The sequence below is a fragment of the Bradyrhizobium genomosp. I (2014) genome, assembly GCF_000261685.1.
GTDB lineage: Bacteria > Pseudomonadota > Alphaproteobacteria > Rhizobiales > Xanthobacteraceae > Bradyrhizobium.
Genome location: NZ_AJQE01000175.1, coordinates 35,261 through 49,324 on the forward strand (window position 1 = coordinate 35,261; position 14,064 = coordinate 49,324).

A 14,064-nucleotide genomic window follows, 5' to 3' on the forward strand; every position below is an offset into this window, starting at 1 on the left:
GTCTGCCTCAATCGATGATATGATAGCCGCCATCGATGTAGAGCACACCACCGGTCATCAGCTTGGCCCCGTCGAGCGCCAGGAATGCGGTGGCGTTGCCGACATCGTCGATGCTCACCAGGCTGCGCGCCGGCGCCTTCGATTGGGCCTTGTCCATCAGCTCGTCGAATTCGGGAATGCCGGAGGCTGCACGGGTGGCCAGCGGTCCCGGCGAGATCGCATGCACCCGGATCCCCTTCGGGCCCAACTCGGCCGCGGCGTAACGAACGGCGGATTCCAGCGCCGCTTTCGCAACGCCCATGATGTTGTAGTTCTCGACCACCATCTGGCTGCCGTAGTAGGTCATGGTGAACATCGTGCCACCGTTCTTCATCAGCGGCTCGGCCAGATGGGCCATCCGCAGGAAGGACCAGCAGGAGACCTCCATGGTCTTGAGGAAACCTTCGCGGCCAACGTCGACGACGCGACCGTGCAGCGCTTCCTTGGGCGAGAAGGCGATCGAGTGCAGCAGAAAATCGAGCTGCCCCCACTCCTTCGCGATCCTTTCAAAAACCTGCTCGGTCTGGCCTTCGACCATGACGTCGAGCGGCATGAAGATCGGAGCCTCCAGCGCCTGCGCGAGCGGCTCGACATGTTTCCTGGCGCGGTCGTTCAGATAGGTGACCGCCAGCTCGGCACCCAACGCGCGGAAGGCCCTTGCGCAGCCCCAGGCGATGGATTGGTCGTTGGCGATGCCGACCACGAGTCCCTTCTTGCCCTTCAGGGCAACCTTGGTCTCCGGGTATACGGGAATCATGACACCCTCTCTTGTTTGGGGTTGCTCGATGGTGTGTTCATCAGCAGCGACAGCGTATGCTGCGCGATCATCAGCTCTTCGTCGGTCGGCACCACATAGACCGGAATGAGACTCTCAGGGCGCGAGATCAGCCGCGAATGGCGCGAATTTTCCGTCTGATCGAGCGTCACGCCCAGCCAGCCGAGTTGCCCAGCCACGCGCGCGCGAACGGTTGCGGAATTCTCGCCGATGCCGGCCGTGAAGACGAAGGCGTCGAGGCCCTGCAGGGCGGCCGCGAGCATGCCTGCGCTGAGGCCGATCCGGTACACGAAATAGTCGATAGCGAGTTTCGCCTTGGGATCCTCGCTCTTCTCCAGCTCGCGCATGTCGTTGCTGATGCCGGAAAGGCCCTTCAGGCCGCAATCGCGATAGAGGAAGTCCTGCACCTTCGTGGCCGACATTCCCTTCTCGGACATGAGGTAGAGCACGACGCCGGGATCTAGCTGGCCCGGACGAGTTCCCATCGGCAGACCGTCGAGCGCGGTGAAGCCCATGGTGCTCTCGACGCTTCGTCCGTCCATCAGTGCGCACATCGAGGCGCCGCTGCCGAGATGAGCAACGATCACCCGGCGTTTCGCGATGTCAGGCGCGGCACTCGGCAGGGTCCTCGCAATGTATTCATAGGACAGGCCGTGAAAGCCGTAGCGTCGCACGCCCTCCGCGTGAAGCTGATGCGGGATCGCATAGTGGTCGGCAAGCGCGCCGTGGGTGCGGTGAAAAGCAGTATCGAAGCAGGCGACCTGGGGCAGGCTCGGAAACTTCGTCAGGATCGAACGGATCGGCGATAGATTGTGTGGCTGATGCAACGGCGCGAGATTGATGAAGCGCTCCAGCCGGGCTACCACGCCGTGGTCGATCAAGACAGGCTTGTCGTAATCGGGACCGCCATGCACCACGCGATGGCCGACCGCAATCGGGTGGATGCGGAGCTCCTCTCGCAGCCACTCGCCGGCCACGCCCATTGCCGTTGAAACGTCCGGCACTGCTTCGATCGGATAGGCTCGGTCGGCCAAGGGGTCGCCGCCCCCGCCGCTCGCCTTCAGCCGCGGACGACTGCCTATGCCGTCCATCTGGCCCTTGATCTGCCGCCGCAACCGGCCCTCGCTCTCGACCGAGAAGATCTGGAATTTGACGCTGGAGGAGCCGGCGTTGACGACGAGGATCGTATCCATGGCGATCACGCCGCGACTGTTGGGGCGTGCTGGCGACGCGCATTGGCGTAGAGCGAGGCCACGGCACAGGAGGCCATGCGCGCACGCGGCGTATCGGCACGCGATGTCAAGACGATCGGCACGCGGGCACCGAGCACGACGCCGGCACCATCAGCCTTCGCGAAATAAGCGAGATTCTTCGCCAGCATATTGCCGGCCTCGAGGTCCGGAACGACCAGGATCTGCGCTCGGCCGGCGACGTCGGACTTGATGCCCTTGATCCGCGCGGCCTCGATATCGATCGCATTGTCAAAGGCGAGCGGTCCGTCGAGCACACCGCCGGTGATCTGGCCGCGATCAGCCATTTTGCACAGCGCAGCGGCCTCGATCGTCGATGGAATCTTGGAAGTGACGGTCTCGACCGCGGACAGGATAGCGACCCGCGGCGCCTTGCCGAAACCTGCCTGTGTGTAGAGATCGATGGCGTTCTGGATGATGTCGCGCTTGGCGTCGAGGTCGGGAAAGATGTTGATGGCGGCGTCCGTCACGAACAAGGTCTCGGCATAAGCCGGCACGTCCATGACGAACACATGGCTGATCCGGCGGTCGGTACGCAGACCTCCCGCTTTCGCCGTGACGGCACGCATCAGCTCGTCGGTGTGCAGGCTGCCCTTCATCAGCATCTCGCCTTTCGCGGCGTGGATCAGCTCGACCGCCTTGGCAGCGGCTTCCTCGCTATGCGCGGCATCGATGATTTCGAACCCCGAGATGTCGAGGCCGAATTTCCTTGCGGTGTCCCTGACCTTGGCTTCGGGTCCGACCAGGGTGGGCCGGATGATGCCGGCTTGTGAGCTGTCGACGGCCCCGCGCAGGGCGGTCTCGTCGCAGGGATGCACCACGACGGTCGGAACCGGAGGGACGGTCTTGGCCTTCGCGATCAACCGGTCATATTTGCCGGGAGATTGCGATTGCGCTTTATCGGCTGACATGATGTTGCTCCCGATGCTTTCAACGGCCGCTACGATGCTTTCGCCCTGGGATCGAAAGGGGCAACATTGGTCGCTTCTCCCGTATCGATGCCAAGGATAGTGGCGATCCGCTGGAGGCGGATCGCGGGCTCGCCGCTGATCTCGCCGCTGGCGGAGAGCACGTCACGCATCGACGCGAACAGGGCCCGGCGCTGATTGATGTCCTCGGGCAACAGTTTCGGGATCGCCGCGAGCGCTCCTTCCCGATCGAGCAGCAGCATGAAGAACTGCTCGCGGACCAGCATCTTGAATTCGGAGAGCGCCAGACGCGGACCGCCGTAATCCTGGCGCACTCGGCGCAGCGCCTCGATGCTGCGTTCGTCGACCATACCGCGCGCAGAGCCGATATAGAGCAGACTGCGAATAGCCGCCTCGCGGGCGCCGCCCTCGCCGATCCTGGACCTCAGTTCGGCGATCCGGTTCTCGAGCATCGCGCGGTGCTCGGCCGACATCTCGCGCCGGCGCGAGGGCTCCGACTTCGGATCGACCCCGAGCGCCGCCTGAACGGCAGGCGATCCATACACATTGAGAAAGATCGTTTCGCTCAGCGCCTCCGTCGCGTCCCGCCAGCTATCCAGCGCGTGGACGATCTGCTTGGACATCTGTTCCTGGAACGCCAGGAATGGATTGTCCTTCGACGCCGGCTTGCGATTGTCCTCGATCGCCTCCGCGGCGGACTTGACCGTCGCCATCAGCGGATTCTGGCTGCTGAATGCCTCATACTGCAGCCGCAGCGGATGCAGGTTGCGCATCGTTTCGGCCAACTGCCCGCTCACGACGTTCTTGATCCAGGGCTGGACGAACTTCCGGTAGGCGGCCAGATTGATCTCCGAAACGCGCTTGGCGGCGGCGAAGCGCCGCTCGTCCTCCGGTGAATTGCCACCCATGGCTCGGATGTCGTCGAGCGTCCGCGCCTCGCAGCGCATGACCCATTTGCCGACAACGAGATCCGAACTCGTCGTCTGCTCGTCCTTGGCCTCGAAAGTTGCCTCATAGAGCCCCGGCGGCAGCACATCGATCAAATCGATGTTCTCGGAGAATTCCGCGTGCTCCTTCTTGGCGACGCCGCCGGAGACGAAGATGCCGAGATGGCCGACGCTCTGGTGAACCGTATAGACGATGGTCTGCCCGTAGGCCCTGATCTCGTCGACGTCCGCGTAGCAGTCGAGAATCCAGTCCAGCGCCTGCTGTGGCGGGGTGACGTTGTCGCCCTCGGAACAGAACACCAGTATGGGCGATCGAATGTTGCGGAGATCGACCTTCTGGCCATCCGACATCTCGATGTTGCCAGCGGCGAGATTGTTGCCGATGAAGAGCTCATCGACGATGAACTGGATTTCCTCCGCGTTCAGATTGACGTGCCCGCCCCACCAGCGTTCGAATTCGAGGTAGCGGCTCGCCTCGGTGTCGATCTTCGAATAGACGTTGTACTGCTTGGTCCACAGCGTGTTCGACGGATTCTGGTTCTCGAAATTCTGCACCAGCCAGGCGCCGTCGAACTTGCCCGCGCCAAGATCGCTGGCGAGCGCCGTCAGCCAGCTTCCGCCCAGCAGTCCGCCCGAGTAACGCATCGGATACTTGCCATGCACACCGGCCCAATAGGCGAGTGGCGCGCCGGCGATGATGATCGGCCCGAACAGTTCCGGCCGCAGGGACGCCAGGATCATCACGGCCCAGCCGGCCTGGCAATTGCCGATCACGCAGGGTTTGCCGTCGGCTTTTGGATGCAGGCTGACGACCCTCTCGATGAACAACGCCTCGGCCCGCGCGATGCGCTCTATGGTCTGTCCCGGCATCGGTTCCGGCAGAAAGCCGATGAAATAGCAGGGATGGCCCGCCTTCATCGCCACCCCGATCTCGCTGTCAGCTTTGAAGCCGCCAATGCCCGGGCCGTGTCCGGCGCGCGGATCGACCACGATAAACGGCCGCTGTTCGAGATCGATCTCGACTCCCTTGGGAGGAATGATCCGGACCAGGGCATAGTTGACCGGTTCGTCGAGCTTACGGCCGTCGACGATCAACTCGGCGGCGTATTGCAGGACATGCGGCGCCGTCTGCGCGACATGTTCACGGTATTGGTCGCCGCGCCGGCGCATGATGTCCAGGAACAGCACACTGCGCTGGCCTGCATCGATCATATATTCGACCGCCGAAGCAACGAGCCCGGACATCGGACCGTCTGGCAGATCTGGAGTTTCCATCGACATGTTCCGACCTCTCTCGTCCGCACATTCATAGAAAGAGCCGGTTCGAACGGGGGACGTTGACTTAGGTCAACGGTCGACGATTGCTTCCGACGCTGGCCCGGTGCGTATCCAGGCCACCGTCAGCTCCCACGCGACGGACAGAATGATCGGCCCAATGAAGAGACCCACGATTCCGTGCGCCAGCGTGCCACCGATCACACCGATTAGAATCACCAACGTCGGCGTGGTGAGCCCTCGTCCCATCACGAGCGGCTTCAAGACGTTATCGAGAATGCCGACAAGCCCGAGAAACAGGGTCAGCAAAACTGCCGTGGTAATGTCCTTGTCGGTCCAGATCCAGACGATTACGGGCAGCATGACGATCGCGGCGCCGATCTGCACGATGGACAGCAGCAGCACAATGAATGCCAGAAGGCCAGCGATCGGGACGTCTGCCAGCTTGAAACCGATGCCGGCCAGCAAGGCCTGGATGACCGCGATACCGATTACACCTTGCGATACCGCGCGGATGGTCGCGCCCGCCAGATCGAGGAAGTACTCGCTTTGCTCCGGCACGATGCGCGACAGGAAGCCCCTGCTTGCGGCCACGAGCAGGTGGCCATACGGCATCATCAATCCTGCTACTGCGACCGACAGCAGAAACTTGATCGCGCCAACGCCGGCATCGCCCGCAAGTGCGAGAAGCGGTCCGGCGAACGGCTTCAGATAGGGGGTCACTTGGCGAAGAACCGAGCGGATGTTCGATGATGCATGGTCCCAGAATTCGTAGAGCTGCGATCCAACCAGCGGCCAGCCCTTGATCGCCTCTGGCGGAGACGGGATTCTGAACTCACCGGCAGACAGCTGTCCGGCAAGATCCTTGATCCCCTCTACCGCGCCGACGCCGAGCCAGGCGGCCGGCCCGATGAGGACCGCAAGATTGACTGCAGTGAGAAGTCCGGCCGCAAGTTTTGGCCGGCCCCCGAGGGTCTTCGCCAGCCTGATGAAAACGGGGTTGAAGGCGACCGCAAGCACGATGGCCCAGGCGAGGATCGTCCAAAACGGGCGTATCAGAACAAGCGTCCACACGATCAGCAGAGCCAGCAATCCAAGGCGGATGACGAGCCGGATCAACTCCTCTCCAGTGAGAAGCTGGCGTAGTGTCTTCACGGGCACACCTCTCGCTCATCTCCTTTGAGCCAGATGTTGATGCTCACGAACAGCACCCAGAAGGGAAAGACGACGAGGCTCCAGTCGATGTAGTAGCTTCCGATGAGGAGAATGGCGGCGACCGCGTATCCACCAAAGGCGAGCCAGCGCGGCGTAAGCCCCGTGTAGAGGGCGATGGTCGACGTCGTCATCATGAACACGGAGGCGGTCTTGACGAGGTAGATGTTGACCATTCCGTACGCGAGGCCGCGGCCAAAATGAAATGTCGCGGAATTGATCAGCACGTTCGGCGCAGCGTGGAAGGCAAGAATGACGGCACCGATGACGGCGGCGGCGGCAAACAACATGGCGAGCAACAGCACAGCGCTGCCGAAGAAGATCGTTGCGAAGAACTGGTCCTCGCGCGTGCCGAGCCGGTCGCGCAGAAAGCCGACGAACCACAGGAATGCCACGCCGGCAAAGGGCACGAGGTTCAATGCCAAGGCCACGTTGCTGGCCCCCCCGTGAAGCCATGCACCTGGTTCGAGCGGATCGGCCGGCACGGACCGACGCATCAACCAGAATACCGCGAGAAGCAGGATCGAAAACAGGATCCCCGCCGCCGCCGCCACGCGCGGGGCTCGCAGTTTCGCGCGCGTCAATCCGATTGCTTGCGTGATCACGAGACCGCCCGCCCCTTCTCGTCTGAGCCTGCCGGACTTGCCGCTCCCGCCCCGTGATGGTGCGGCAGGCCCAGCCCCCGCCGGTCCTCGATACGGGCCGCCGCACGGTCCTGAGGATCGAAGCTCGACCGCTCGATCCCGGAATCGAGATGATTGAGGTAGGCGCGAACGAGTTTCGCACGCTCCCCGTGAACGCACTCGGCGAGTTCAACGAGAGCAGCGCGCAGGCGGCGCATCACCTGGATGGAGGTCGATCCGAACTGCCGGATTTCGTCGAAGGCGAGCGAGAGGTAATCCTCCCAGGTCGGCATCCGATAAACTACCCTCAGAATGCCGCCCTCGTCGAAGGCCCGACGGGCCTCCAGGTCACACTTTGCCAGCCGGCGCAACAGATCCTCAATCTGGTCGATGGCCTGCACCGCAGTCGTGGGGTCGTTAATGGCCGGAGACAATGCCTTGATTGCAACATCGACGAGAAGCCGCACTGCATATTTCGGGTCTTGCTCGAAAGTCCGCTGCTCGTCGAGATGAACGCATGCACTGAGCTCCTTCTCGGGAACGAGAGTGGTCGTACCTTGAGCGTGTAAGATCACACTATCTTCGAGCAGCGTGTCCCCGACACCGCACTCGATCACGATGAGACCGTTCAACCGGCGGGCGTGGTCGACCAGCTTGGCGATGTCTATCGATGTCACCGACTGCGGCTTCCCGACATGTTTGACGGTCAGCTCCGCCGAATAGCCGTGCTCTTGCGCTCGCGCTGCTTTGCCCGACGTCGGCCAGGGGGTGGATTGATAGGTGCTGACGATGACCTGCCGTCCCGTATCGCCGAGCGCCTGCAGCACCCGCATGATCTGAAGATTGTTGAGACGCTGGACGAGCTGCGCAAGCATCAACACGCTGGACACCAGCATGGCTGCCACGATCGCTGCCGACAGAAACGGCACGCCCTGAGCACCCTCACGATCGACCCAGGCCAGCGTGGAGAGACTGTACATGAAGGTCGCGACAAACATGCCGAGCGAGTGAAACAGCAGCCGATCGCGTGCAAACCACACGACGAGACGGGGCGAATAAACCACGGCATTGAACTGCACGAGCACGAAGGCGATCGAGAACACGATGCCGGTCAGCGCCATCATGCCGGAAGCAACTGCCGAGAGGTAGGCCTGGGCGGAGGACGTCGACAGATTGAGACTGACGGCCAGGAACGTCGATTCAAGGCGCGGCACCAGAAAACCGGCAGCGACGCTCGCAATCGCGTAAAGCGTGGGTATCAGCCAGAGCTGCATGCCACTTCCTTTCACAATGCCCGGATTCCGATCAGTCCACTCGGCAGGCGACAGCATCTTCGCGATCGCGAGCGGTTTGTTGATCTTGATCAATGGTGCGTACAGCACCCGTGGATCAATGATAGATCACTGGGTGGACGCGCCACACCCATCGTGACGGTGCGCTGTGCGCGCAACGAAGATTCCGAATCATGAATTCCACCGCCGATCCTTCGCCCTCCTTCGAGAGCGCCACTAGCCAGTGGATTCACCTTGTCGGCGTCGGGATCGAGATCTTCGGCGTGTTCATCATCGTCGCGGGAATCATCTGGTCCGCCCGGTACATTTTTGAACGAAACGTCGCGTCCCGCTACGACAGCTACAAGATCAGCATCGGTCGATCGCTGTTGCTTGGCCTTGAGGTGCTCGTGGCGGCGGACATCGTGAAAACGATCGCCATCGAACTCACCTTCGTGAGCCTCGGCCTTCTCGCCGGACTGGTTTTGGTCCGCACCTTCCTGAGCTGGACACTGACGCTCGAAATCGAGGGCCGCTGGCCGTGGCAACCGGGGCGCGCGTCCATGGACCGAGCGCAAGTCCGAGAAGAGCACTCCTCCAGCTAGGCGGTTGCCTGCTTTGGACGATCGCTGATTTGGGGGACGCGACTTGCCTCGACTAGCGAACGCCAAGCAACGAACGTCGAAACCCGCTCGCTTTTGGCTTCCTTCCGGCAAACGCAACTACCGTTGAGCCCCGACGCCGTACTGCTTCTGCCCTGCCCGGCTTTGCTTCGGTATCGCTTCCCGAGAACCAGGAAATCGAGCGCAGCATTTCGGCGGCCGTCCCAATCTGGGGGCAGCCCACGCCAAAACGGGCCTTCGGTGGAAACCTCGTGGAAACCACCCCTTCAGGCCTCGGGCGCAGGGTGCCTAAGTCATTGAAGAAGATGGTGGGCACGACAGGGATCGAACCTGTGACCCCTACCATGTCAAGGTAGTGCTCTCCCGCTGAGCTACGTGCCCTAGAGGTCATTTCATCGGTGGGGTCCCTATAACGGCTCAGCGGACCCGGCGCAAGGACGGAAGGGGGCCGATTCAGGCCGCCAGCATCTTGTTCACTTCGCTGACCAACTCGCGCAGGTGCACGGGCTTGGACAACACCTTGGCGTTCTTGGGGGCGTCCGAATCCGAGTTCAGGGCGACCGCGGCAAAGCCGGTGATGAACATGATCTTGATGTCGGGATCGAGTTCCGAGGCTCGGCGGGCGAGCTCGATGCCGTCCATCTCCGGCATCACGATGTCGGTGAGCAGCATCTCGAACGGCTCTTCCCGCAGGCGCTGATAGGCGGCCATGCCGTTGTCATGGGACGAGACCTGGAAACCGGCGTTTTCCAGCGCCTTGACCAGGAAACGGCGCATGTCGTTGTCGTCTTCGGCGAGCAGGATCTTTGGCATGGCAGGAAACGTCGAATCCCCAGAGGATATCAGCAGACGTCACTAAGCCCGACAGAGGGTAAATTTGGGGTGAAAATCTTTACCTTGCGCCGGCCGCGCTGCCAGCTCCTTGTGGACTGGAATGGGCTCCGAATCAATCGAGCCGGGCTGACTGGTCCTCGCCGCGATGCCCGCACGGTTAAGACGTGTTCCAGCGTCCATCACATCTTTTCGCTTGGCAGAATGGTTGCGATTCCGGACAATGACGACACATAAGAGCCGTTCGACCGGCCGAATCATTGGATCCGGAGCTTGTCCGGGTCCTGCGGCACGAAGGGACGAAGCCTGAGAAGATGACCCGGTTTGACGGCGACATGTCGCCAGCCTTCGAGATCTTCGAGCCCGCTGAATGGCGCGCGCCTGTCATCTTCAATTCGCCCCATTCCGGCTCGACCTATCCGGACGAATTCCTGGCCGCTTCACGGATCGACCTGCCGACGCTGCGGCGGTCGGAAGATTCGTTCATGGACGAACTGATCGGCCATTTGAGCGATCGTGGCTTTCCGACGGTGCGGGTCAATTTCCCCCGCTCCTATGTCGACGTCAATCGCGAGCCGTATGAGCTCGACCCCCGCATGTTCAGCGGACGGCTGCCGAGCTTTGCCAATACCCGCTCGATGCGGGTCGCCGGCGGCCTCGGCACCATTCCACGCGTGGTCGGTGACGGCCAGGAGATCTACCGCGACCGCATCCTGGTCGACGACGCGCTGGGGCGGATCGAGACGCTGTACAAGCCCTATCACCGCGCGCTGCGCCGGCTGATCAACAAGGTGCACCAGATGTTCGGCACCGTGGTGCTGGTCGACTGCCACTCGATGCCCTCGGTCGGCGTCAGCAGGGACGAGCCGCGCCGGCCCGACGTCGTGATCGGCGACCGCTACGGCACGAGCTGCACGCCGTTGCTTCCCGACAGGGTCGAGGAGACCATGACAGGCCTCGGCTATTCGATCGGCCGCAACAAGCCCTATGCTGGCGGCTTCATCACCGAACATTACGGCAATCCCGCAAGCGGGCTGCACGCGGTGCAGCTCGAGCTCAATCGCGCGATCTACATGGACGAGCGGCGACGCGAGCGAAGTGCACGCTTTGCGCAAGTGGCCTCGGACTTCGGCATTCTCGCCGACGTGCTGGCAACCACGATTCCGTTCGCCGATCTCGGCCCATTCCAGGCCGCGGCGGAATAGGCGCCGGCTTTTCTCGCACGATCACGTCGTCTGCGATTGGTGCGAACGCATCTTCGCCTCACTGTGCACCTCGAAGCGGAAAAAAGAGGTGCAAAGAAAAAAGGGCCGCTTCTGATGAAGAAGCGGCCCAAGTCTAGGGAGGAAACGCCCAAGGAGGGCAGCGGTAACGCCAAGCGCTACCGCACCGCAACAATATGCGACCGCGCCGCACAAAGTGCAAGAGCTTTTGAGCCGTTTCCCATGCAATTCACACATGGCTCATTTGCTTCCAGAGAAACCCAGATTCAGTTCCTTTGATAAGGAAATTCAATGGGTTGATAGTCATTTGCATACGAACAAGGCAACTTCGGAACTAAGTTTTCAACTCTGTGATCGATATTTGGCCAGCAGATGACTGGGACGAGGCAAAGCGCTCGGCATCCAAAATACCAGGGTGCAAATCAAGACAGCGCTGCACGCGGGAGGCGAATTGAGCTAGGCAGGAGGCGAGCTTCATCCAAACTTTCGCTTCGAGGATTCCCGTGACGGTGATCGACTTTTCCGCCTTCATCGGACGGCTCGCCACCGCCTCCGGCGAAACCATCCTGCCGTTCTTCCGCACCTCGCTGTCGATCGACGACAAGAGCAAGACCAAGGATTTCGACCCCGTGACGGAGGCCGACCGCGCAGCGGAGGCGGTGATGCGGCGGCTGATCAAGGCCAATTTCCCCCAGCACGGCATCGTCGGCGAGGAATTCGGCAACGAACGGGACGATGCCGACTATGTCTGGGTGCTCGACCCCATCGACGGCACCAAATCCTTCATCGGCGGCTTTCCGATCTGGGGCACGCTGATCGCACTGCTGCACAAGGGCGCACCAGTCTACGGCATGATGCACCAGCCCTTCATCGGCGAGCGTTTTGCCGGCGACAACGGCTCGGCCAACTATAAGGGACCCTCCGGCGAGCGCCGACTCCAGGTCCGCCGCTGCGCTTCGCTTTCGGAAGCCACGACTTACACCACCAGCCCCCTGCTGATGAACGAGAGCGACCGCGCCATCTTCGGCCGCATCGAGCAGGGCGCGCGGCTGTCGCGCTACGGCGGCGACTGTTACTCTTATTGCATGCTGGCGGCCGGCCACGTCGACCTCGTGGTCGAGACCGAACTGAAGCCCTACGACATCGCGGCGCTGATCCCGATCGTGACCGGCGCCGGCGGCGTCGTCACCACGTGGGAAGGCAAGCCGGCCCAGGGCGGCGGCCGCATCATCGCGGCCGGCGACGCGCGGGTTCACGAAGAGGCCTTGAGGCTTTTGAACCAATAGCGGGCGGGAGAGGTGCGCACCACGGATGCGGTGGCGTTGAGTTATTTCACACCGCCTCTGCCCTTAGATGCTCCACCAGCAGCTTCGCCGGCCGCGGCAGCGTCTTGAAGCTGCGCGCGCAGATCACGAGCCTCCGGTTGGCCCAGGCATCGCGCAGGCGGACCATGGCGAGCGGCATCAGTTTGGCACAGCGGCGGGCGGCGGCCTCCGGCACCAGCGCAACGCCGACATCGGCGGCGACCATCTGGCAGATCGCGTCGAAATCGCGCAGACGCGCGCGGAAATGCGGACGCATGCCGAGCCGCGCGGCATGCTTCGAGATGTGAACCTGGAGCGCGGTGGCGCTGGTCAGCCCGACGAAGTCGCAAGACCCAGCCTCCTGGAAATCGATCTGACGCCGGCCGGCGAACGGGCCGCGGCGCGAGGTGACCAGCGTCAGGCGATCCTCGCTGAAGATGAAGCGCTCGATATGGTCTGGCAGCGCGTGCTCGGCGGCGAAGCCGAGATCGGCCGCACCGGCGGTTATCGCCGCCGCGATGTCGGTGCTCTCGCGCTCCTCAATGTCGACGGCAATGTCGCGATTGGCGCGCAGGAAGCCGGCGAGCGCCCTCGGCAGATGCTCCGACAGCCCCGAGGTGTTGGCGAGGAAATGCACGCTGGCGCGCACGCCGCTGGCGAAACCGGCAAGATCGCCGCGCATGGCGTCGATCTGGTGGATGACGAGCCGCGCATGATCGAGCAGGCTCTCGCCGGCCGCGGTCAGCTCGACGCCGCGGCGCCCGCGCTTGAGTAGCGCGACGCCGAGCGCGTCCTCGAGCCCCTTGATGCGCGCGCTGGCCGAGGCCAGCGCCAGATGCGACCGCTCGGCACCGCGTGTGATGCTGCGCTGGTCGGCGACCGCGATGAAGAGCTGGAGGTCGACGAGGTCGAAGCGCATGCCTTGTCCCCTTAGCCTTCGTCCTTCACGAAGGCTCTCTCCGTAACCTCCAGATTGTGCCTGATCGCGGCATCGGTCAATGTGCGCGGCATGATCGACCCTTTTCTCATTCTCATCGCTGCCGTCTTTCTGATCGCCGGATTCGTCAAGGGCGTGGTCGGGCTTGGCCTGCCGACCGTCTCCATGGGCCTGCTCGCCGTCAGCATGACCCCAAGCCGCGCCATTGCCATCGTCATCGTGCCCGCCATCGTCACCAACATCTGGCAGACCTTCGTCGGCCCCTATTTGCGCGACATCCTGAGGCGACTGTGGCCGCTGATGATCGGCACCGTGATCGGATGCTGGCTCAATGCCGGCGCGCTGACCGGTCCCCATGCGCGCTACGGCACGATCGTGCTCGGCGCTCTGCTCGTCATCTACGCCGTGATCGGTCTGAACAGATTCCAGTTCCGCGTCGCGCCTGGGAACGAGAAGTGGGTCGGCGGCGTGGTCGGCGTCGTCACCGGCGTGATCTCGGCCTCGACCGGCGTGCAGGTGATCCCCTCGATGCCGTTCATGCAGGCGATCGGCATGGAAAAGGACGAGCTGGTGCAGGCGCTCGGCGTGTTCTTCACGACCGCAACGCTGGCGCTCGCCTTCAACTTGACCGGCGCCGGATTGCTGACACCGGCCAATGCCGTGCCGGGCACCGTGGGCCTTGCCATGGCCTTCGCCGGCATGTTCATCGGCCAATCGGTGCGGGCGCGGATGCCCGCGGAAGCGTTTCGCCGCTGGCTCCTGATCGCGATGATTTTGCTCGGCCTTTATCTGGCGGGCAGCGCGCTGGTGAAGGAATTCGCCTGA

13 protein-coding genes and 1 tRNA gene are annotated in these 14,064 nt (G+C 62.7%); 4 read left to right on the forward strand and 10 right to left on the reverse strand.

Going from position 1 to position 14,064, the window contains the following annotated elements:
* Positions 1-7 precede the first annotated feature (7 nt).
* The 7 genes from fabI to IC50_RS16930 all read right to left on the reverse strand — a co-directional run bounded on the left by fabI (position 8) and on the right by IC50_RS16930 (position 8,417).
* Positions 8-796, reverse strand: a complete 789-nt coding sequence (gene fabI / locus IC50_RS16900) for an enoyl-ACP reductase FabI (protein WP_035706926.1) — start codon at positions 794-796, stop codon at positions 8-10.
* On the reverse strand, positions 793-2,007 hold the full coding sequence (locus tag IC50_RS16905; protein WP_035706991.1) for an acetate/propionate family kinase: 1,215 nt from the start codon (positions 2,005-2,007) through the stop codon (positions 793-795). Before IC50_RS16905 ends, fabI begins: the two co-directional genes overlap by 4 nt.
* 5 nt (positions 2,008-2,012) lie before the next feature.
* On the reverse strand, positions 2,013-2,975 hold the full coding sequence (locus IC50_RS16910; RefSeq protein ID WP_035706929.1) for a phosphate acetyltransferase: 963 nt from the start codon (positions 2,973-2,975) through the stop codon (positions 2,013-2,015).
* A 29-nt stretch (positions 2,976-3,004) separates the two neighbouring features.
* Entirely contained in the window at positions 3,005-5,221 is a 2,217-nt protein-coding gene (locus tag IC50_RS16915) for a DUF3141 domain-containing protein (RefSeq protein ID WP_035706932.1), read from the reverse strand.
* 66 nt (positions 5,222-5,287) lie between these two features.
* Positions 5,288-6,370, reverse strand: a complete 1,083-nt coding sequence (locus IC50_RS16920) for an AI-2E family transporter (protein ID WP_035706994.1) — start codon at positions 6,368-6,370, stop codon at positions 5,288-5,290.
* Positions 6,367-6,981 (reverse strand): hypothetical protein, encoded by a 615-nt coding sequence (locus IC50_RS16925; RefSeq protein WP_244429602.1) that lies wholly within the window; start codon positions 6,979-6,981, stop codon positions 6,367-6,369. The genes IC50_RS16920 and IC50_RS16925 overlap by 4 nt, the downstream gene beginning before the upstream one ends.
* A gap of 47 nt (positions 6,982-7,028) precedes the next feature.
* On the reverse strand, positions 7,029-8,417 hold the full coding sequence (locus IC50_RS16930) for a DUF2254 domain-containing protein (RefSeq protein ID WP_035706935.1): 1,389 nt from the start codon (positions 8,415-8,417) through the stop codon (positions 7,029-7,031).
* 98 nt (positions 8,418-8,515) lie between these two features.
* Between IC50_RS16930 and IC50_RS16935 the strand changes: the two genes are divergently transcribed.
* Positions 8,516-8,926, forward strand: a complete 411-nt coding sequence (locus IC50_RS16935; protein ID WP_063826469.1) for a DUF1622 domain-containing protein — start codon at positions 8,516-8,518, stop codon at positions 8,924-8,926.
* Between the two features lie 324 nt (positions 8,927-9,250).
* On the opposite strand, the gene IC50_RS16940 is transcribed toward IC50_RS16935, so the two are convergent.
* Together IC50_RS16940 and cpdR are read right to left on the reverse strand one after the other, a co-directional pair.
* A tRNA-Val gene (locus tag IC50_RS16940) sits at positions 9,251-9,325 on the reverse strand.
* A gap of 72 nt (positions 9,326-9,397) precedes the next feature.
* On the reverse strand, positions 9,398-9,757 hold the full coding sequence (gene cpdR / locus IC50_RS16945) for a cell cycle two-component system response regulator CpdR (protein ID WP_007597092.1): 360 nt from the start codon (positions 9,755-9,757) through the stop codon (positions 9,398-9,400).
* Between the two features lie 332 nt (positions 9,758-10,089).
* Here cpdR and IC50_RS16950 point away from each other — a divergent pair, with 332 nt between their 5' ends.
* A complete protein-coding gene (locus IC50_RS16950; RefSeq protein ID WP_035707002.1) occupies positions 10,090-10,980 on the forward strand; it encodes an N-formylglutamate amidohydrolase in 891 nt (296 codons plus the stop codon).
* Positions 10,981-11,501: 521 nt separating this feature from the next.
* Positions 11,502-12,284: a histidinol-phosphatase gene (hisN, locus tag IC50_RS16955; protein WP_035706938.1), complete on the forward strand. Its 783-nt coding sequence runs from the start codon at positions 11,502-11,504 to the stop codon at positions 12,282-12,284.
* A 46-nt stretch (positions 12,285-12,330) separates the two neighbouring features.
* Here hisN and IC50_RS16960 read toward each other — a convergent pair whose 3' ends face one another.
* Positions 12,331-13,221 carry a LysR substrate-binding domain-containing protein gene (locus tag IC50_RS16960; RefSeq protein ID WP_035706941.1) on the reverse strand — a complete coding sequence of 297 codons (891 nt, stop codon included), beginning with the start codon at positions 13,219-13,221 and terminating at the stop codon, positions 12,331-12,333.
* 90 nt (positions 13,222-13,311) lie between these two features.
* On the opposite strand from IC50_RS16960, the gene IC50_RS16965 reads away from it, so the two are divergent.
* Positions 13,312-14,064: a sulfite exporter TauE/SafE family protein gene (locus tag IC50_RS16965; RefSeq protein WP_035706944.1), complete on the forward strand. Its 753-nt coding sequence runs from the start codon at positions 13,312-13,314 to the stop codon at positions 14,062-14,064.

Coding starts and splice junctions, on each gene's coding strand:
- cpdR (WP_007597092.1), bottom strand. CDS start 9,757: ATGCCAAAGATCCTGCTCGCCGAAGACGACAACGACATGCGCCGTTTC.
- IC50_RS16965 (WP_035706944.1), top strand. CDS start 13,312: ATGATCGACCCTTTTCTCATTCTCATCGCTGCCGTCTTTCTGATCGCC.
- IC50_RS16910 (WP_035706929.1), bottom strand. CDS start 2,975: ATGTCAGCCGATAAAGCGCAATCGCAATCTCCCGGCAAATATGACCGG.
- IC50_RS16935 (WP_063826469.1), top strand. CDS start 8,516: ATGAATTCCACCGCCGATCCTTCGCCCTCCTTCGAGAGCGCCACTAGC.
- IC50_RS16950 (WP_035707002.1), top strand. CDS start 10,090: ATGACCCGGTTTGACGGCGACATGTCGCCAGCCTTCGAGATCTTCGAG.
- IC50_RS16905 (WP_035706991.1), bottom strand. CDS start 2,007: ATGGATACGATCCTCGTCGTCAACGCCGGCTCCTCCAGCGTCAAATTC.
- IC50_RS16915 (WP_035706932.1), bottom strand. CDS start 5,221: ATGTCGATGGAAACTCCAGATCTGCCAGACGGTCCGATGTCCGGGCTC.
- fabI (WP_035706926.1), bottom strand. CDS start 796: ATGATTCCCGTATACCCGGAGACCAAGGTTGCCCTGAAGGGCAAGAAG.
- IC50_RS16960 (WP_035706941.1), bottom strand. CDS start 13,221: ATGCGCTTCGACCTCGTCGACCTCCAGCTCTTCATCGCGGTCGCCGAC.